Source organism: Klenkia marina (genome assembly GCF_900101025.1).
GTDB lineage: Bacteria > Actinomycetota > Actinomycetes > Mycobacteriales > Geodermatophilaceae > Klenkia > Klenkia marina.
On record NZ_FMUH01000006.1, the window covers coordinates 264,760 to 284,298 of the forward strand.

At 73.6% G+C, this 19,539-nt stretch carries 15 protein-coding genes; 14 read left to right on the top strand and 1 reads right to left on the bottom strand.

The genetic code is table 11. The annotated features are described in order from the left end of the window. Window positions 1-4: 4 nt before the first annotated feature. Window positions 5-415 (top strand): potassium channel family protein, encoded by a 411-nt coding sequence (locus BLP29_RS17580; RefSeq protein ID WP_165839430.1) that lies wholly within the window; start codon window positions 5-7, stop codon window positions 413-415. An 81-nt stretch (window positions 416-496) separates the two neighbouring features. After that, window positions 497-2,164 carry a glucose-6-phosphate isomerase gene (gene pgi, locus BLP29_RS17585; protein WP_092806909.1) on the top strand — a complete coding sequence of 556 codons (1,668 nt, stop codon included), beginning with the start codon at window positions 497-499 and terminating at the stop codon, window positions 2,162-2,164. Between the two features lie 87 nt (window positions 2,165-2,251). On the opposite strand, the gene BLP29_RS17590 is transcribed toward pgi, so the two are convergent. Beyond that, entirely contained in the window at window positions 2,252-2,911 is a 660-nt protein-coding gene (locus BLP29_RS17590; RefSeq protein ID WP_243470066.1) for an MBL fold metallo-hydrolase, read from the bottom strand. Between the two features lie 50 nt (window positions 2,912-2,961). Here BLP29_RS17590 and BLP29_RS17595 point away from each other — a divergent pair, with 50 nt between their 5' ends. The 12 genes from BLP29_RS17595 to secG all read left to right on the top strand — a co-directional run bounded on the left by BLP29_RS17595 (window position 2,962) and on the right by secG (window position 19,478). Next, window positions 2,962-4,407, top strand: coding sequence for an amidase (locus BLP29_RS17595; RefSeq protein WP_092806911.1), 1,446 nt, complete (start codon window positions 2,962-2,964; stop codon window positions 4,405-4,407). 62 nt (window positions 4,408-4,469) lie between these two features. Further along, entirely contained in the window at window positions 4,470-7,397 is a 2,928-nt protein-coding gene (gene uvrA / locus BLP29_RS17600; protein ID WP_092806913.1) for an excinuclease ABC subunit UvrA, read from the top strand. A 10-nt stretch (window positions 7,398-7,407) separates the two neighbouring features. Continuing rightward, window positions 7,408-9,465, top strand: coding sequence for an excinuclease ABC subunit UvrC (gene uvrC / locus BLP29_RS17605; protein ID WP_243470067.1), 2,058 nt, complete (start codon window positions 7,408-7,410; stop codon window positions 9,463-9,465). Further along, on the top strand, window positions 9,462-10,364 hold the full coding sequence (gene rapZ / locus BLP29_RS17610; protein ID WP_092806915.1) for an RNase adapter RapZ: 903 nt from the start codon (window positions 9,462-9,464) through the stop codon (window positions 10,362-10,364). The genes uvrC and rapZ overlap by 4 nt, the downstream gene beginning before the upstream one ends. After that, entirely contained in the window at window positions 10,361-11,329 is a 969-nt protein-coding gene (locus BLP29_RS17615) for a gluconeogenesis factor YvcK family protein (protein ID WP_207798571.1), read from the top strand. Before rapZ ends, BLP29_RS17615 begins: the two co-directional genes overlap by 4 nt. 124 nt (window positions 11,330-11,453) lie before the next feature. Continuing rightward, on the top strand, window positions 11,454-12,434 hold the full coding sequence (gene whiA, locus BLP29_RS17620) for a DNA-binding protein WhiA (RefSeq protein ID WP_092806917.1): 981 nt from the start codon (window positions 11,454-11,456) through the stop codon (window positions 12,432-12,434). A 133-nt stretch (window positions 12,435-12,567) separates the two neighbouring features. After that, the gene (locus BLP29_RS17625) at window positions 12,568-14,253 is read left to right on the top strand and encodes a diguanylate cyclase (RefSeq protein WP_092806919.1); all 1,686 of its coding nucleotides are present in this window, start codon (window positions 12,568-12,570) and stop codon (window positions 14,251-14,253) included. Between the two features lie 144 nt (window positions 14,254-14,397). Continuing rightward, window positions 14,398-15,399, top strand: coding sequence for a type I glyceraldehyde-3-phosphate dehydrogenase (gene gap, locus BLP29_RS17630; protein ID WP_092806921.1), 1,002 nt, complete (start codon window positions 14,398-14,400; stop codon window positions 15,397-15,399). 2 nt (window positions 15,400-15,401) lie between these two features. After that, window positions 15,402-16,610 carry a phosphoglycerate kinase gene (locus BLP29_RS17635; protein ID WP_207798572.1) on the top strand — a complete coding sequence of 403 codons (1,209 nt, stop codon included), beginning with the start codon at window positions 15,402-15,404 and terminating at the stop codon, window positions 16,608-16,610. Continuing rightward, the gene (gene tpiA, locus BLP29_RS17640; RefSeq protein ID WP_092806923.1) at window positions 16,610-17,419 is read left to right on the top strand and encodes a triose-phosphate isomerase; all 810 of its coding nucleotides are present in this window, start codon (window positions 16,610-16,612) and stop codon (window positions 17,417-17,419) included. The genes BLP29_RS17635 and tpiA overlap by 1 nt, the downstream gene beginning before the upstream one ends. 43 nt (window positions 17,420-17,462) lie before the next feature. Then, window positions 17,463-19,193: an ABC transporter substrate-binding protein gene (locus BLP29_RS17645; protein WP_243470068.1), complete on the top strand. Its 1,731-nt coding sequence runs from the start codon at window positions 17,463-17,465 to the stop codon at window positions 19,191-19,193. 51 nt (window positions 19,194-19,244) lie between these two features. Further along, on the top strand, window positions 19,245-19,478 hold the full coding sequence (gene secG, locus BLP29_RS17650; protein WP_279385464.1) for a preprotein translocase subunit SecG: 234 nt from the start codon (window positions 19,245-19,247) through the stop codon (window positions 19,476-19,478). Window positions 19,479-19,539: the final 61 nt, after the last annotated feature.

A 19,539-nucleotide genomic window follows, 5' to 3' on the forward strand; every position in this document is an offset into this window, starting at 1 on the left:
CACCGTGCTCGCTCGTGCCACGACGGCGCTGATCGCCTGCGCCAACCGCACCCCGCTGGCCATCGCGGTCTACCTGACCGTCGTGCTGCTGTCGGCCGTCTCGGTCAGCGCCCTCGAGGGCTGGGGCATCGGTGAGTCGGTCTGGTGGGCGTTCGTCACCACCACGACCACCGGCTACGGCGACCTGTCGCCGCTCACCGTGCCCGGCCGGGTCATCGGCGTGCTCACCATGTTCGCCGGCATCATCGGCATCGGCGTGATCGTCGGCCGGATCGCCGCCGTGGTCATCCGCACGCACGACGACTTCACGCACGAGGAGCAGGTCGAGCTCTCCCAGGAGTCCGACGAGCAGCTGCGGCTGCTGCGCGAGATCCGGACCCAGCTGCGCGCCGACCGGGCCGACCCGGCGACCTGACCCCGGGGGCGCCGCCCGAGCGTCGCGGGCCCGCCTGCCCTAGCGTCGTCGGCGTCCGCCCCGACCCCAGGAGTCCTCCCCGTGGCCACCCCCTCGCACGACCCCACGTCCACCGCCGCCTGGACGGCGCTGCTGGCCCACCGCGACGCGCTGACCCCCGACCTGCGCGGCTGGTTCGACGCCGACCCCGGCCGGGCCGAGCGCTTCACGCTGGACGTCGCCGACCTGCACGTCGACCTGTCGAAGAACCTGGTCACCGACGAGACCCTGGGCCTGCTGCGCGAGCTGGCCGAGCAGACCGGTGTCACCGACCGGCTGCAGGCGATGTTCGCCGGCGAGCACATCAACGTCACCGAGGACCGCGCGGTGCTGCACACCGCGCTGCGCCGCCCGGCTGGTCTCGACCCGCTGCACGTCGACGGGCAGGACGTCGACGCCGACGTGCAGGCCGAGCTGGCCAAGGTCTACGCCTTCGCAGAGAAGGTGCGGTCGGGGGAGTGGACCGGGGTGACCGGCCGGCGCATCGCCACCGTGGTCAACATCGGCATCGGCGGCTCGGACCTCGGCCCGGTGATGGCCTACGAGGCGCTGGCCGCCTACCGGCAGCAGGGCCTGAGCTGCCGGTTCGTCTCCAACATCGACCCCACCGACCTGGCCGAGACCGTGCGCGACCTCGACCCGGCCACGACTCTGTTCATCGTCGCCTCGAAGACCTTCGGCACGCTGGAGACCCTCACCAACGCCCGGCTGGCCCGGCAGTGGCTGTGGGACGGCCTGGGCACGCCGGACTCCGACGACGAGCGCCGCTCGGCCGTGGCCAAGCACTTCGTCGCGGTCTCCACGGCGCTGGAGAAGGTCGCCGACTTCGGCATCGACACCGAGAACGCGTTCGGGTTCTGGGACTGGGTGGGCGGCCGCTACTCGGTCGACTCGGCCATCGGCACCTCGCTGGCCGTGGCGATCGGGCCCGAGCGGTTCGCCGAGTTCCTGGCCGGCTTCCACGCCGTCGACGAGCACGTGCGCACCACCCCGCTCGAGCGCAACGTGCCGCTGCTCATGGGGCTGCTCAACGTCTGGTACGTCAACTTCCGCGGCGCGCACACCCACGCGGTGCTGCCCTACAGCCAGTACCTGCACCGCTTCCCGGCCTACCTGCAGCAGCTCACGATGGAGAGCAACGGCAAGGGCGTGCGCTGGGACGGCGAGGCCGTCACCTGCGACACCGGGGAGATCTTCTGGGGCGAGCCCGGCACCAACGGCCAGCACGCGTTCTACCAGCTCATCCACCAGGGCACGCGGCTCATCCCGGCCGACTTCCTGGCCTTCGCCACCCCGCAGCACCCGCTCACCGACGGCGACACCGACGTGCACGCCCTGCTGCTGTCGAACTTCTTCGCGCAGACCAAGGCGTTGGCGTTCGGCAAGACCGCCGACGAGGTGCGCGCCGAGGGGACGGCGGAGGACGTCGTCCCGGCGCGGGTGTTCACCGGCAACCGGCCGACCACCTCGATCATGGCCCCGTCGCTGACGCCGTCGGTGCTCGGTCAGCTGATCGCGCTGTACGAGCACATCACCTTCACCCAGGGGGCGGTGTGGGGCATCGACAGCTTCGACCAGTGGGGCGTCGAGCTGGGCAAGCAGCTCGCCCTGCAGATCGCCCCGGCGCTCACCGGCGACGACGAGGCCCTGCGGTCGCAGGACTCGTCGACGAGGGCGCTGATCGGCTGGTACCTGCAGCACCGGCGCTGAGGGCCGGCCGGGGTGGCCGGACATCTCCTGCGGTGTGCGCCTACCGACGTGCGCACACCGTCGGGGACGTCGGGCCACCCCCCGGCGTCACCAGCCGCGGGCCCGCCACTCGGCCAGGTGGGGCCGCTCGGCGCCGATGGTGGTGTCATTGCCGTGGCCCGGGTAGACCCACGTCTGGTCGGGCAGCGTGCCGAACAGCCGCTCCTCGACGTCGTCGACGAGCTGGGCGAAGCGCTCGGGGTCCTTCTGCGTGTTGCCCACGCCGCCGGGGAAGAGCGAGTCGCCGGTGAAGACGTGCGTGCCGGCCTCGCCGCCGCGCCACACGAGCGCGATCGAGCCCGGCGTGTGGCCGCGCAGGTGGACGACGTCGAGCACCTGGTCGCCGACGGCCACGGTGTCGCCGTGCTCGACGGGGTGGCTGACCGGCACGGGGAGGTCGGGGGCGTCGGCGGGGTGGGCCATCGTGGCCGCGCCGGTGGAGGCCACGACGTCGGGCAGGGCGCGGTGGTGGTCCCAGTGGCCGTGGGTGGTGACGACCGCGGTGACCCGGGCGTCGCCGATCAGCGACCGGAGCGCCTCGGGCTCGGCCGCCGCGTCCACCAGCACGCTGTCGCCGGTCGCGGTGCACGTGAGCAGGTAGGCGTTGTTGGCCATCTCGCTGACCGCCAGCTTGGTGATGGTGAGGCCGGGCAGCTCGCGGGTGTCGGCCGGACCGCCGACCTCGACGTCACCGGTGTAGCTCGGCACTGGCTCGCTCCGATCTGAGAGTGTCGGTGGGTCCGTCTAGGTTCGACGGCATGGACGCCAACCTAGTGACGGCCGGCCCGCACGGCTCGGGGGAGCGGTCCCGGCAGCTGGTCGGGCTGCCCGCCGTCGAGCTCGCCGCCCGGGTCCGCCGGGGCGAGGTCAGCGCGGTCGAGGTCGTCCGCGCACACCTGGCGCACATCGCCGCCGTCGAGGCCCGGGTGGGTGCCTACCGGGTGGTTCGCACCGAGGCCGCGCTCGCCGAGGCCGCCGCGGTCGACGCCCACCCCGACCGCGCCCGGCTGCCCCTGGCCGGGGTGCCGGTCGCCGTGAAGGACAACGTCGCGGTGCGCGGCGAGACCGCCACCGACGGCACGGCGTTCCCCGGGCCGCCGGCCACCGCCGACCACCCCGTCGTCGCCCGCCTGCGGGCCGCCGGCGCCGTGGTCGTGGGCATCACCCGGGTGCCCGAGCTGTGCGTCTTCGCCGCCACCGACGGCCCGGGCACCGTCAGCCGCAACCCCTGGGACACCGCGTTGTCCCCGGCGGGCTCGTCGGGGGGCAGCGCGGCCACGGTGGCCTCGGGTGGCGTGCCCTTGGCGCACGGCAACGACGGCATGGGGTCCCTTCGGCTGCCCGCCGCGGCCTGCGGGCTGGTCACGCTCAAGCCCGGCAGCGGCGTCGTCCCGGCCGGGCTGGGCGCCGACTCGTGGTCGGGCATGGCCGAGAACGGCGTGCTGGCCACCACGACCGCCGACCTCGCGCTGGGCCACGCCGTCCTGGCCGAGGCGCCGGCCGCCGAGCCCCTCGACGACGACTCCGCCGCCCTGGTCGTGGCCGTCTCCACCCGGTCGGCCGTCCCCGGGGCACGGCTCGACGCCGAGGGGCGGGCCGCCGTCGAGGCCGTCGCCGCCCGGCTGCGCGAGCTCGGGCACACCGTGGTGCACCGCGACCCGCCGGTGCCCACGTCGGCCGCCGTGGCGGTGCTCGCCCGGTGGTTCGCCGGTGCCGCCGACGACGCCGAGCACCGCGGCCTGCACCCGCACGACCTGCAGCCGCGCACCCGGGTGCACGCGCGGTGCGGCCGGTGGGCACGCCGGGCGGGCCTGGTGCGCCCGGCCTCGGCCCGGCGCTACCGGGCCCTCGTCGAGGCGTGGTTCGCCGGGTCGGTGGCCGCCGCGGACCCGGGCGTCGACCTCCTGCTGACCCCGGTCACCACGGGGCAGCCGCTGGGTGCGCGGCCCTGGCACGAGCGGGGGTGGCTCGCCAACGTCACGGCCAACGCCCGGTGGGCGCCGTGGACGTCGGGGTGGAACCTCGCCGGCCTGCCGGCGCTCGTGCTGCCGGCCGGTGTGCGGTCCTCGGGCACCCCGCTGGCGGTCCAGTTCGTGGGCCCCCCGGGCGCCGAGACGCGACTACTCTGGATCGCTGCGGAGCTGGAGCGCCACGAACCCTGGCGTCGGCACGCCCCCGTCTTCGACCCCGCCGCCGGCGGCTGAGCAGAGCTCTGCCCGGCGGCACCCCGCACTGCTCTCCCACGACCACACAGACAGGGACCCACATGGACCGGCTCGTCGTCCGCGGCGCCCGCGAGCACAACCTCAAGGACGTCCAGCTCGACCTCCCCCGCGACGCGATGATCGTGTTCACGGGGTTGTCCGGGTCGGGCAAGTCCAGCCTGGCCTTCGACACCATCTTCGCCGAGGGCCAGCGCCGCTACGTCGAGTCGCTGTCGGCCTACGCCCGGCAGTTCCTGGGCCAGATGGACAAGCCCGACGTCGACTTCATCGAGGGCCTGTCCCCGGCGGTGTCCATCGACCAGAAGTCGACCAACCGCAACCCCCGGTCGACCGTCGGCACGATCACCGAGGTCTACGACTACCTGCGCCTGCTGTACGCCCGGGCCGGGCAGCCGCACTGCCCCAACTGCGGCAAGCCGATCGCCCGGCAGACCCCGCAGCAGATCGTCGACCAGGTGCTCGAGATGGAGGAGGGCACCCGCTTCCAGGTGCTCGCGCCGGTCATCCGAGCCCGCAAGGGCGAGTACGTCGACCTGTTCTCCTCGCTGCAGACCCAGGGCTTCTCCCGGGTCCGGGTCGACGGCACGGTGCACTCGCTGACCGAGCCGCCGAAGCTCAAGAAGCAGGAGAAGCACACCATCGAGGTGATCGTCGACCGCCTCACCGTGAAGGAGAGCGCCAAGCGGCGGCTCACCGACTCGGTCGAGACCGCGCTCGGCCTGGCCGGTGGTCTCGTGCTGCTCGACTTCGTCGACCTCGACGAGGACCACCCCGAGCGCGAGCGCACCTTCTCCGAGCACCTGGCCTGCATCGACGACGGGCTGAGCTTCGAGGCGCTCGAGCCCCGGTCGTTCTCCTTCAACTCGCCGTTCGGTGCGTGCCCCGAGTGCACCGGCATCGGCACCCGCAAGGAGGTCGACCCCGACCTCGTCGTGCCCGACCCGGAGAAGAGCCTGGCCGACGGCGCGATCGCCCCGTGGGCGGGCTCGATGAGCAACGAGTACTTCATCCGGCTGCTCGGTGGCCTGGCCGACCAGCTCGGATTCTCCATGAAGGACCCCTGGGAGCGGCTCCCGGCCAAGGTGCACAAGGCCGTGCTGCACGGGTCGCCCGAGCAGGTGCACGTCCGCTACAAGAACCGCTACGGCCGTGAGCGCAGCTACTACGCCGCGTTCGAGGGCGTCCTGCCGTTCCTCGAGCGTCGGCACGAGGACACCGACTCGGACTTCATGCGGGACAAGTACGAGGGGTACATGCGCGACGTCCCCTGCCCGGTCTGCCACGGCACCCGCCTCAAGCCCGAGATCCTGGCCGTGAAGCTCGACGGCCGGTCGATCGCCGAGGTCACCGGGTTGTCCATCGGCGACGCCTCCGAGTGGTTGTCGGCGCTGGTCCTCGGCGAGCGCGAGCGGGCCATCGCCGACCGGGTGCTCAAGGAGATCCAGGCGCGGCTGTCGTTCCTGGTCTCGGTGGGCCTGGACTACCTGTCCCTCGACCGGCCGGCCGCCACCCTCGCCGGCGGCGAGGCCCAGCGCATCCGGCTGGCCACGCAGATCGGCTCCGGGCTGGTCGGCGTGCTGTACGTCCTCGACGAGCCCTCCATCGGGCTGCACCAGCGCGACAACGTCCGGCTGATCGAGACCCTCGTGCGGCTGCGCGACATGGGCAACACCCTCATCGTCGTCGAGCACGACGAGGACACCATCAAGCAGGCCGACTGGATCGTCGACATCGGGCCTGGCGCCGGGGAGCACGGCGGCGAGGTCGTGGTCTCGGGCACCTACGACGACCTGCTCGCCAGCGAGCGGTCGCTGACCGGCGCCTACCTCTCGGGCCGCAAGGAGATCGCCATCCCGGCCGAGCGGCGGGTGCCTACCCCCGGCCGCGAGCTGGTGGTCAAGGGCGCCCGCGAGCACAACCTGCGGGGGGTCGACGTCACCTTCCCGCTCGGCATGCTGGTCGCGGTCACGGGGGTCTCGGGTTCGGGCAAGTCCAGCCTGGTCAACGACATCCTCTACACCGTGCTGGCCAACCAGCTCAACCGCGCCCGCATGGTCCCCGGCCGGCACCGCACCGTCACCGGCCTCGAGCACCTGGACAAGGTCGTCGGCGTCGACCAGTCGCCCATCGGTCGCACCCCGCGCTCGAACCCGGCCACCTACACCGGCGTCTGGGACGCGATCCGCAAGCTGTTCGCCTCCACCGAGGAGGCCAAGGTCCGCGGGTACCAGCCGGGCCGGTTCAGCTTCAACGTCAAGGGCGGGCGCTGCGAGGCGTGCTCCGGCGACGGCACCCTCAAGATCGAGATGAACTTCCTGCCCGACGTGTACGTGCCTTGCGAGGTCTGCAAGGGCGCCCGGTTCAACCGGGAGACGCTCGAGGTGCGCTACAAGGGCAAGACGGTCGCCGAGGTCCTCGACATGCCGATCGAGGAGGCCGCCGAGTTCTTCGCCCCGATCAACAGCATCGCCCGGTACCTCACCACCCTCACCGAGGTGGGCCTGGGCTACGTGCGCCTGGGCCAGCCGGCCACCACGCTGTCCGGTGGCGAGGCGCAGCGGGTCAAGCTGGCCAGCGAGCTGCAGAAGCGGTCCAACGGGCGCACCATCTACGTGCTCGACGAGCCGACCACCGGCCTGCACTTCGAGGACATCCGCAAGCTGCTGCTGGTCATCCAGGGCCTGGTCGACAAGGGCAACTCGGTCATCGTCATCGAGCACAACCTCGACGTGATCAAGAGCGCCGACTGGCTCATCGACATGGGCCCCGAGGGCGGCTTCCGGGGCGGCACGGTCGTGGGCGAGGGCACCCCCGAGCTCATCGCCGGCATCCCCGAGAGCCACACCGGCCGGTTCCTCGCCGACATCCTCGACCCCGCCCACATCGCCGCGGCGGGCAAGAAGAAGCCCCGCAAGAAGGTCGCGGCGGCCCGGTCCGACGCCGGCGTCACCGGCACCGTCGCGGGCTGATCGGGGAGCCGTGCCCGATCCGTCCACCTACCGGCCGGCCGTCGGCAGCATCCCGGAGTCCCCGGGGGTCTACAAGTTCCGCGACCCGAACGGCCGGGTCATCTACGTCGGCAAGGCCAAGAGCCTCCGCCAGCGCCTCAACAGCTACTTCGCCGACATCGCCGGGCTGCACCCGCGCACCCGGCAGATGGTCACCACGGCCGGGTCGGTGGAGTGGACCGTCGTCGGCACGGAGGTCGAGGCCCTCCAGCTCGAGTACAACTGGATCAAGGAGTTCGACCCCCGGTTCAACGTCCGGTACCGCGACGACAAGAGCTACCCGTCGCTGGCCGTCACGCTGAACGAGGAGTACCCGCGGCTGCAGGTCATGCGCGGGCCCAAGCGCAAGGGCGTGCGGTACTTCGGGCCCTACGCCCACGCCTGGGCGATCCGCGAGACGCTCGACACGCTCACCCGGGTCTTCCCGGCGCGCACCTGCTCCACCGGGGTGTTCAAGCGGCACGGCCAGATCGGCCGACCCTGCCTGCTGGGCTACATCGGCAAGTGCTCGGCACCCTGCGTCGGCAAGGTCTCCGCCGAGGAGCACCGCGACATCGTCGACGACTTCTGCGACTTCATGGGCGGGCGCACCGAGCAGATCATCCGGCGGCTGGAGAAGGACATGGCCGCCGCGGCAGAGGCCATGGAGTACGAGCGCGCCGCCCGGCTGCGCGACGACCTCGGGGCGCTGCGCCGCGCGCTGGAGAAGCAGGCCGTGGTCCTCGGCGACGGCACCGACGCCGACGTCGTCGCCTTCGCCCAGGACGAGCTGGAGGCCGCGGTCCAGGTCTTCCACGTGCGCGGCGGCCGGGTCCGCGGCCAGCGCGGCTGGATCATCGACAAGGTCGAGGACGTCGGCACCGGCGAGCTGGTCGAGCAGTTCCTCCTGCAGGTCTACGGCGGGGTCGACGAGCAGACCGGCGTCGGCGAGGCGGGGGAGGCCGTGCCCCGCGAGGTGCTGGTGCCCGAGCTGCCGGCCGAGCACGAGGTGTACGCCGACCTGCTCAGCGAGCTCCGCGGGTCGCGGGTCTCGCTGCGGGTGCCCCAGCGCGGGGACAAGCGCTCACTGATGGAGACCGTCGAGCGCAACGCGAAGGAGGCCTTCGCCCGGCACCGGGTCAAGCGGGCCGGCGACCTCACCGCCCGCTCGCTGGCGCTGTCCGAGCTGCAGGAGGCCCTCGACCTGCCCGACGCACCGCTGCGCATCGAGTGCATGGACGTCAGCCACGTGCAGGGCACCAACGTGGTGGCCAGCATGGTCGTGTTCGAGGACGGCCTGGCCAAGAAGAGCGACTACCGCCGGTTCCAGGTCGCCCAGGGCACCGACGACACCGCGGCGATGGCCGAGGTCGTGCGCCGCCGCTTCGCCCGCCACCTCAAGGACGAGGAGGACCGCAGGGACGAGCAGGGCGTCGCCGCCGAGGAGGGCCGCCCGCGCAGGTTCGCCTACCCGCCCAACCTGCTGGTCGTCGACGGCGGGCAGCCCCAGGTGGCCGCGGCGGCCCGCTCGATGGCCGAGCTCGGGGTGCACGACGTCGCGGTCTGCGGGCTGGCCAAGCGCATGGAGGAGGTCTGGCTGCCCGACGACCCCGACCCGGTCATCCTGCCGCGCACGTCCGAGGCGCTCTACCTGCTGCAGCGGGTGCGCGACGAGGCCCACCGGTTCGCCATCACCTACCACCGGCAGAAGCGGTCGGCCGGCATGCTCGTCTCGCTGCTCGACGACGTCCCCGGGCTCGGCGACACCCGGCGCAAAGCGCTCATGAAGGAGTTCGGGTCGCTGAAGCGGCTGCGCGCGGCGTCGGTCGACGACCTGACCCGGGTGCCGGGCATCGGGCGTCGCACGGCCGAGGCGGTGCTGGCCGTGGTGGCCGAGCCGCCCACGGGTTCGGTGGCCGAGCCGCCCACGGGTTCGGTGGCCGAGCCGCCCACGGGTTCGGTGGCCGAGCCGCCCACGGGTCCGGTGGCCGACCCGGCAGGGGATGATGGCGCTCCGACCGTCCCGCAGACCACCGGAGCCGTGCCGTGACCGATCTGCCCGAGACCAGCGCGCCCGACGAGCCGGCCGGTGGTCCGCTCGAGGTCGTCGTCGTCACCGGCTTGTCCGGTGCCGGCAAGAACAGCGCCGGCCGGGTGCTCGAGGACCTGGGGTTCTTCGTCGTCGACAACCTGCCGCCGGCGCTGCTGGCGCCGATGGTCGAGCTGGGGTCGCGCGGCGACGTCCGACGGTTCGCCGCGGTCGTCGACGTCCGCAGCCGGGCGTTCTCCAGCGACCTGGCCGAGGCGATCCGCGGTCTCAGCGAGGCCGGCCACCGCCCCCGGGTGGTGTACGTGCACGCCCGCGACGAGGTCCTGGTGCGCCGCTACGAGTCCAACCGCCGCGAGCACCCGATGCAGGGGTCGGGGCGGCTCTCCGACGGCATCGCCGCCGAGCGCGCCCTGCTGACCGGGATCGCCGGCGAGGCCGACCTGTGGGTCGACACCTCCGACCTCAACGTGCACCAGCTGCGCGCCACCCTCGAGGCGGCGTTCCTCAGCGAGGGCGCGGTGCCCGAGCTGACGGCGACGGTGCTGAGCTTCGGCTTCAAGTACGGCTTGCCGCTGGACGCCGACCTCGTGGTCGACGCCCGGTTCCTGCCCAACCCGCACTGGGTGCCCGAGCTGCGCCCGCTGACCGGTCGCGACGCCGCCGTGCGCGACCACGTGCTGGGCGCCGCCGACGCCGAGCAGTTCCTCGACCGGTACCTCGAGGTGCTGCGCCTGCTCGTGCCGGGGTACCGCCGCGAGGGCAAGAAGTACCTCACGCTGGCCGTCGGCTGCACCGGCGGCAAGCACCGCTCGGTCGCCATCGCCGAGGAGTTCGCCCGCCGGCTGGCCGCCGAAGGGGTCACCGCCAGCGCCCGGCACCGCGACCTGGGCCGCGAGTGAGCGCCCGCCCGGCGGTGGTCGCGTTGGGCGGGGGCCACGGCCTCGCCGCGTCGCTGGCCGCCTGGCGCCCGCTGGCCGGTGAGCTCACGGCGGTCGTGACGGTCGCCGACGACGGCGGGTCCTCCGGTCGCATCCGCCGTGAGATGCCCGTGCTGCCCCCCGGTGACCTGCGCATGGCGCTGGCGGCCCTGGCCGGCGACGACGCCCGGCTGCAGGAGCTCGCCGCGTTGATGCAGCACCGGCTGGGCGGCAACGGCGTGCTGGCCGGGCACCCGGTGGGCAACCTGGTGCTCACCGGCCTCACCGAGATGCACGACGGCGACGCGGTGCGGGCCCTGGACACCCTGTGCCGGCTGCTGGGTGCCCGGGGGCGGGTGCTCCCGATGGCCGACGTGCCGCTGGACCTGGTCGCCATCGTCGACACCGTCGACCCCGACGACCCGCAGCGCTCCCGGCACATCCGCGGCCAGGTGGCCATCGCGGCCAGCCCCGACCGCGTGCGGTCCATCCGGGTCACCCCGGCCGACCCGCCGGTGCACCCGGACGTGCTGGCCGCCATCGCCCGGGCCGACGTCGTGTGCCTGGGCCCGGGCTCCTGGTACACCTCGGTGCTCCCGCACCTGCTGGTGCCGCGGCTGCGGGCGGCGCTCGCGGACACCTCGGCGCACGTCGTCGTCGTGCTGAACCTCGAGCCGCAGGCGGGGGAGACCGACGACTTCTCGCCCGAGCAGCACCTGCGCGTGCTGCACGACCACCTCCAGGGCGTGCCGTTGCACACCGTGGTCGCCGATGAGTCGTCGGTGGTTGACCGCCGTGGTCTGCTGTCAGCTGTGCGGGAGTTCGGGGCGGAACTGGTGCTGGCGCCGGTAGCTGCGGTGGACGGGCCCCCGAGGCACGACCCGGGGCTGCTCGGTGCGGCCCTGACCGCCGTGCTGCCCGGCGTGGTGCCGGAGGTCCGGCGGTGAACCCGGAGGGCCCGTGCCGGCCCCGGGTGCGGCAGTATCGGACCTCGACGGTCGCGCCCGGGGTCGCCGCGCACCCCGTGCGGCCGGCGGGGGCCGGACCGACCGAGGGGGAGAGGGGCAGCGCATGGCGATGACGGCGATGGTCAAGGACGAGCTCTCCCGCGTGGAGTGCACGAAGACCTCCGAGCGCAAGGCCGAGGTGACCGCGCTCCTGCGCTTCTCCGGCGGCCTGCACATCGTGGGTGGACGGGTGGTCATCGAGGCCGAGCTCGACACCGGCTCGGTGGCCCGCCGTCTGCGCCGCGACATCAGCGAGGTCTACGGCTACACCAGCGGGGTCAGCGTGCTGGCCGGCGGCAACATCCGGCGCGGAGTCCGCTACCTGGTCCGCATCGCCAAGCACGGCGAGGGGCTGGCCCGGCAGACCGGGCTGGTCGACCAGCGGGGCCGGCCCGTCCGCGGCCTGCCCCCGGCCGTCGTGTCCGGCGGGCTCAACGACGCCGAAGCCGCGTGGCGCGGGGCCTTCCTCGCCCACGGCTCGCTCACCGAGCCCGGCCGGTCCTCCTCCCTCGAGGTCACCTGCCCCGGCCCTGAGGCCGCGATGGCGCTCGTGGGCGCTGCCCGCCGGCTCGGCATCGCCGCCAAGGCCCGCGAGGTGCGGGGCGCCGACCGGGTCGTCGTCCGCGACGGCGACGCGATCAGCGCGCTGCTCACCCGCATGGGGGCGCACGAGGCCGTGCTCACGTGGGAGGAGCGGCGCATGCGCCGCGAGGTCCGCGCCACGGCCAACCGGCTGGCGAACTTCGACGACGCCAACCTGCGCCGCTCGGCGCGGGCCGCCGTCGCCGCCAGTGCCCGCGTCGAGCGGGCGCTGGAGATCCTCGGCGAGGACGCCCCCGAGCACCTGCTCGTGGCCGGCCGCCTGCGCCTGGAGCACGGGCAGGCCTCGCTCGAGGAGCTCGGCCAGCGGGCCGACCCGCCGATGACCAAGGACGCCGTCGCCGGGCGGATACGGCGCCTGCTGGCGATGGCCGACAAGCGCGCCAAGGACCTCGGCATCCCCGACACCGAGTCGGTGGTCACCGACGACATGATCGGTCCCTGACCGACCGAGCACGGTGGACCTCACCCGGGTGGGTCGACCGGGTGGCGCTGCGCTCCTGGTCGGGCGCCGGGATGCCGACGTGTGGTGACGAGGACCGCGCCGAACCACGGCAGCGGGGACGGGGGACGACGCGGTGGGCGCGCTGTGGGTGCTGGCCTACGGGCTGGCGGCGCTGCTGACCACCGTGGTCGGCAGCGCGGCCTGGAGCCGTCGCCGCGACAACCCCGGTGCCCGGGCGCTCGCCCTCACCCTCGCCGGCTCCACCGGGTGGTCCCTGGCCAACGCCTGGATCACCGCACCGGTCCCGGAGGCGCAGCGGGCCCTGGGGTACCCACTGGTCTTCGTGTCCGTCGGCGCCACGGTGGTGGGGTTCTGGGCGCTGTCCCAGCTCATCGCCGACCCCCGGTGGCGCCTGCGCCGCGGGGTCGCGCTGCTCCTGGCCGCGGAACCGGTCGCGCTGGCGGTGCTCGCGGTGCTGCCGGCGACCGCCGACCTGGTGCTCGGGCGCACCGACCTCACCGCCGCCACGGGTGAGGTACAGCTCGTGGGCGGCCCGCTGTTCGCCGTCCACACCGTGTACAGCTACCTGCTCATCGCCACGTCCCTCCTGCGGCTGGTCCGCGCCGCCCGCACCGGCCCGCCGGTGGTCCGCCGCCAGGCCGTGGTGATGCTGGCCTCGGCTCTCCCGCCGGTGCTGGGCAACGTGGTGATGACCGCGGGCATGCGCGGGGACGGCGTCGTCGACCTGACCCCTATCTTCTTCGCCGTGACCGGCCTGGTGGCGGGGTGGGCGGTGCTGCGGGCCGGCCTGCTCGACGTCGTCCCGGTGGCCCGCGACCAGGTCGTGGAGACGATGACCGACGCCGTGCTGGTCAGCGACCGGCTCGGTCGGCTGGTCGACCTCAACCCCGCCGCCCGGCGCCTGCTGCAGCAGCTGCGCCCCGCCGCCGGTCCCGACGTGCTGGGGGCGGACTTCAGCGCGCTGGTGGGCCCCGAGCTGCTCGCCGCCGTGCTGCCCACCGGCCCGGCCGCCGACGGCACGTACGCGGCCGGGCACGCCGTCGTGCAGGCGGGTGCGGACCTCTGGCTCGACGTGCAGACGGTGCCGGTCGGCCGCGGACGTCGTGCGGGGAGGCTCACCGTGGTGCGCGACGTCAGCACCGAGCAGCGCCGCGAGGCGGACCTGCGTCGGCTCAACGAGGAGCTGGCCCAGCACGTCGCCACCGTCGACCGGCTGCGCGCGACGCTGGCCGAGGAGGCCGTCCGCGACCCGCTCACCGGCCTGCACAACCGCCGGCACCTCGACCGGGTGCTCGGCCGGGCGCTGGCCGACGCCGAGCGGTCCGGGGAGCCCGTCGCGCTGGTCGCGGTCGACGTCGACCACTTCAAGTCGGTCAACGACCGGTTCGGGCACGCGGCCGGGGACGACGTCCTGCGGGCCGTGGCCGACGAGCTCCGCGCGGCGGCCCGGTCGGGGGACACGATCGCCCGGGTCGGCGGGGAGGAGTTCGTGCTCGTCCTCGTCGGCGCCGACGAGGACGCGGCGCTGGCCCGCGCGGACGAGCTGCGGGCGCGCTGCGCGGACCGTGCGCACCCGGTGGCGCCCGACCCCCTGACGTTGACCGTGAGCGCCGGTGTCGCCGTCGTCCGGTCGGCGGCCGTGGGGGCCGACGGCGCGCTGGCCCGCGCAGACCAGGCGCTCTACGCCGCGAAGGCGGCCGGCCGCGACCGGGTCGAGCTCGCGGCACCCGATGCCGTGCCCCCGGCGGCCCGCCAGGTCGGCGCCGCAGACGTCCACGACGTCTTGTCCCCGTCCTGACCAGCGGGGACGGTCCTGTACTGCGCTGTCGGTGGCGACGGCTAGGGTTCTCACCGAGGCGGTGTCGCGCACCCCCGCGCGGCCCCCCGACGCCAGCAGCAGTGCACACCACAGAGCACCCACAAGGCACCCACGGAGGTCCCAGTGACGGTACGGGTCGGCATCAACGGGTTCGGTCGCATCGGCCGCAACTTCTACCGCGCGGTCGCCGCCAGCGGCCAGGACATCGAGATCGTGGCGGTCAACGACCTCACGAGCAACGACGTCCTCGCGCACCTGCTCAAGTACGACTCGGTCCTCGGCAAGTTCCCCGAGGAGGTCTCCTCGACCGCCGACGGCATCACGGTCGGCGGCAAGACCATCACCGCGCTCGCCGAGCGCGACCCGGCCAACCTGCCCTGGGGCGACCTGGGCGTCGACGTGGTCATCGAGTCCACCGGCTTCTTCACCAAGGCCGCCGACGCCCGCAAGCACGTCGAGGCCGGCACCAAGAAGGTCATCATCTCCGCGCCCGCCACCGACGACGACATCACGATCGTCATGGGCGCCAACCACGAGCTGTACGACGGCTCGCAGACCATCATCAGCAACGCGTCGTGCACCACGAACTGCCTGGCCCCGCTGGCCAAGGTGCTCAACGACGCCTTCGGCATCGAGCGCGGTCTCATGACGACGATCCACGCCTACACCGCCGACCAGAACCTGCAGGACGGCCCGCACAAGGACCTCCGCCGCGCCCGCGCCGCCGCGCTGAACATCGTCCCCACCTCCACCGGTGCGGCCAAGGCCATCGGCCTGGTGCTCCCGGAGCTCAAGGGCAAGCTCGACGGCTACGCCCTGCGCGTCCCGGTCCCGACCGGCTCGGCCACCGACCTCACCGTCACGCTGTCCCGCGAGGTCACCGTCGACGAGGTCAACGCCGCCTACAAGGCCGCCGCCGAGGGCCCGCTGGCGCCCTACCTGGTCTACACCGACGCGCCGATCGTCTCCTCCGACATCGTCACCGACCCGGCCTCGTGCATCTACGACTCGGGCCTGACCAAGGTCTTCGGCGACCAGGTCAAGGTCGTCGGCTGGTACGACAACGAGTGGGGCTACTCCAACCGCCTCGTCGACCTCACCGCGCTCGTCGGCTCGAAGCTCTGAGCATGCGCACCGTCGACGAGCTCATCGCCGAGGGTGTGCGGGGTCGGCGCGTGTTCCTGCGCGCCGACCTGAACGTCCCCCTCGACGACTCCACCGGCGAGCGGGTCATCACCGACGACGGTCGCATCCGGGCGAGCCTGCCCACCCTGCAGGCCCTGCGCGAGGCCGGCGCCCGCGTCGTCGTGGCCGCCCACCTCGGGCGGCCCAAGGGCGAGCGCGACGACCGGTACAGCCTGGCCCCGGTCGCGGCGCGGCTGTCCGAGCTGCTGGGGGTCGAGGTCCCGCTGGCGACCGACACCGCCGGCAGCGGCGCCCAGGCCGCGGTCTCCGCCTTGAGCGACGGCGACGTCTGCCTGCTGGAGAACGTCCGGTTCGAGGCTGCCGAAACAGCGAAGGACGACGACGCCCGCGGCGCACTGGCCGACCGGTTCGCCGCCCTGGCCGACCTCTACGTCGACGACGCCTTCGGTGCGGTGCACCGCAAGCACGCCTCGGTCTACGACGTCGCCACCCGGCTGCCGCACGCGGCGGGCCGGCTGGTGGCCGCCGAGCTCGACGTCCTCACGAAGCTGACCGAGGACCCGCAGCGGCCCTACGTCGTCGTGCTGGGCGGGTCGAAGGTCAGCGACAAGCTGGCCGTCATCGAGGCCATGCTGCCCAAGGTCGACAAGCTGCTCGTCGGCGGCGGCATGTGCTTCACCTTCCTGGCTGCCCAGGGCCACGGGGTGGGTGACTCGCTGCTCGAGTCCGACCAGGTCGAGACGTGCCGGCGGCTGCTGGCCGAGGCCGGGGACAAGATCGTGCTGCCGGTCGACGTCGTCTGCGCCGAGGCCCTGGTGGCCGACGCCCAGGTCAAGGTCACCCCGGTCGACGCGATCCCCGACGGGCTCAAGGGGCTCGACGTGGGCCCGAGCACGGTCGAGCTGTTCGCCGGCCACCTGGCCGACGCGCACACCGTGTTCTGGAACGGCCCCATGGGCGTCTTCGAGCTGGCGCCGTTCACCCACGGCACCCGGGGTGTGGCCACGGCCGTGGCCGCCGTCGACGGGCTGTCCGTCGTCGGCGGTGGCGACTCGGCCGCCGCCGTCCGCCAGCTGGGGCTCGACGAGGACGGCTACGGCCACATCTCCACCGGGGGCGGTGCGTCCCTGGAGTTCCTCGAGGGCCGCGAGCTGCCCGGCCTGGCCGTGCTGTCGGGCGGGGCCTCCTGATGGCCCGCACGAAGTCCGGGAAGGTCTACGAGGGCCGGCGTCCGCTCATCGCGGGCAACTGGAAGATGAACCTCACCCACCTCGAGGCCATCGGCCTGGTGCAGAAGGTCGCCTTCGGTCTGAAGGAGCCCGAGCTCGAGGCGGCCGAGGTCGTCGTCGTCCCCCCGTTCACCGCGATCCGCAGCGTGCAGACGCTGGTGCAGGGCGACAAGATCGAGATCGGCTTCGGCGGTCAGGACCTCTCGACCGCCGACTCCGGTGCCTACACCGGTGAGGTCAGCGGTGCGCAGCTCAAGGCGCTGGCCTGCACCTACGTCGTGGTCGGGCACAGCGAGCGGCGGGCCCTGCACGCCGAGACCGACGAGGTCGTCGCCACCAAGGTCCGCAAGGCCCTGGAGCACGACCTCGTCCCGATCCTGTGCGTGGGGGAGGGGCTCGACGTCCGCAAGGCCGGCGAGCACGTGCCCCACACCACCGCGCAGGTCGACGCCGCCCTCGACGGTCTCGACGCGGCGACGGTGGCGGGCATCGTCATCGCCTACGAGCCGGTGTGGGCCATCGGCACCGGCGAGGTGGCCACTCCCGACGACGCGCAGGAGGTCTGCGGGGCGATCCGTGCCCGGCTCGCCGAGCGTTTCGGCCCGGAGACCGCCGACGTCGTCCGTATCCTCTACGGGGGTTCGGTGAAGGCCGGCAACACCGCAGGCATCCTCGCCGGACCCGACGTGGACGGGGCACTGGTGGGCGGCGCGAGCCTCGACGCCGACGAGTTCGTCTCCATCTGCCGCGCCGCAGCCGAGAGCCGCTGACCCGCAGGGGCGGCGGCCCACCCACCGGAGGACCGCCGCCCCCGTGAGGCCCCACCCGCACCGGTTGCGTGCCGCCCTCGCCCTGCTCCTGCTGGTCGCCCTGCTGGCCGGCTGCAGCGGGGGCGACCCGGCCGACACCGCCGTCCCCACCCAGTCCGGTGCACGCGACGGCGGACTGGACGGCGTCCGCGCACCGTCGGACGCCGCCGGCGGCACGCTGCGGCTGGTCACCTCCCAGGTCGACAGCCTGGACCCGCAGCGCTCGTACGTGCCGGCGGTGTGGAACCTCATGCGGCTCTACACCCGCACCCTGGTCACCTACTCCAGCGAGCCGGGCAGCACCGACCAGCTCGTCCCCGACCTCGCCACCGACCTCGGGACGACGCCCGACGGCGGGCGCACGTGGACGTTCACCCTGCGCCCCGGCGGCACCTTCGAGACCGGCCGCGCCATCACCAGCCGCGACCTCAAGTACGGCATCGAGCGGTCGTTCGCCGTCGACGTCGTCAGCGGCGGGCCCAACTTCGTGCTGGACCTGCTCGACCCCGACAGCCTCTACGCCGGCCCCTACCAGGACGAGTCGCCGGACAAGCTCGGGTTGACCACGATCTCCACGCCGGACGACGCGACCATCACCTTCACGCTGTCCCGGGCCGACCCGGACTTCCCGTACGTGCTGGCGCTGCCGTCGTCGAGCCCGGTGCCGGTCGAGAACGACACCGGTGCGGCCTACGGCGCCGACCCGGTCTCGTCGGGGCCGTACGCGATCACCTCGGTCGACGCGCTCACCGGCATCGTGCTCGACCGCAACACCGCCTGGAGCCCCGACAGCGACCCGGTGCGCACGGCGCTGCCCGACCAGGTGGTGGTGCGCACCGGGCTGACCGGGCTGGACCGCGACCAGGCCCTGCTGGCCGGCTCGGCCGACGCCGACCTGACCGGCAACGGGGTGCAGGAGGCGACGCTGAACCGCTTCGCCGACGACCCGGGCCTGACCGACCGGGTCGACGACCTGGCCACCGGGTCGCTGCGCATGCTGGCCCTGCCCACGACGGTGGGCCCGATGGCCAACCCGGACTGCCGCGCCGCGGTGGCCGCGGTGGTCGACCGCGCAGCCGTGCAGGAGGAGCTGGGGGGCCCCGACGACGCGCTGCGCCGCTCGGTGCTCTGGCCCAGTGCGCTGCCCGGTGGACCGGAGGACACCGACGCGGCGGCCGACCTCGACGCCGCCCGTGCCTCCTTGACCTCGTGCGGCACCCCGGAGGGCTTCGCGGTGACCATGGCGGTGCCCGACGTCGTGGGCACCCGGAAGGTCGCCGACGCCCTGGTCGGGCAGCTGGCCCAGGTGGGCATCGTGGTCACCGTGCAGGCCCTGGACCCGGCGACGTTCTACACCGCCGGGGTGGGGTCGCCGGCTGCCATCGCGGCCGGTCCGTACGCCATGGTGCTGGCCACCTACGCCGCCGTGCTGCCCACCCCCGCGTCGTTCCTGGTGCCGCTGGTCGACGGGCGGTCGATCTCGCCCGAGGCGGGCAACGCCAACTACGCGCTGCTCGACGACCCCGCGGTGAACGCGGCGGTGGACACCGCGACGGCCGGCGGCGACCCGGCCGCCTGGGCCGCGGTGTCCACGGCCGCCCTGGCCACCCACGCCTTCGTGCCGCTGGTGGAGAACCGGGCCCAGCTGCTGGCCGGGCAACGCCTGCGCAACGGCGTGGTCATGCTGCCCTACAACGGCTACGACGTGGCCACGGCCGGTGTCGGCGGCGGCTGAGCGCCGTCGGCGTAGGCTGATCCGTCGCTGCCCGCTCGGAGTGGAGAACCTGTGATCGAGATCGTCCTGAACGTGCTGCTGGTGCTGACGAGCCTGCTGCTCATCGTGCTGATCCTGCTGCACCGCGGCAAGGGCGGTGGGCTCTCGTCGATGTTCGGCGGCGCCGCGTCGTCGTCGCTGTCCGGGTCCTCCGTGGTGGAGAAGAACCTGAACCGGCTCACCGTGTTCACCGCGGCCATCTGGACCGTCTGCATCATCGCCCTGGGCATCCTCCTCAAGGTCTGACGGCCACCACCGAGTGGCGCACCACGGGTCTGACCTGCGGTTTCGACGCACGGTCGTGACG

Bases quoted from the DNA above. Each gene is read 5' to 3' on its own strand.
- BLP29_RS17595 (WP_092806911.1), top strand. From the start codon at position 2,962: ATGGACGCCAACCTAGTGACGGCCGGCCCGCACGGCTCGGGGGAGCGG.
- uvrA (WP_092806913.1), top strand. From the start codon at position 4,470: ATGGACCGGCTCGTCGTCCGCGGCGCCCGCGAGCACAACCTCAAGGAC.
- whiA (WP_092806917.1), top strand. From the start codon at position 11,454: ATGGCGATGACGGCGATGGTCAAGGACGAGCTCTCCCGCGTGGAGTGC.
- BLP29_RS17635 (WP_207798572.1), top strand. From the start codon at position 15,402: ATGCGCACCGTCGACGAGCTCATCGCCGAGGGTGTGCGGGGTCGGCGC.
- tpiA (WP_092806923.1), top strand. From the start codon at position 16,610: ATGGCCCGCACGAAGTCCGGGAAGGTCTACGAGGGCCGGCGTCCGCTC.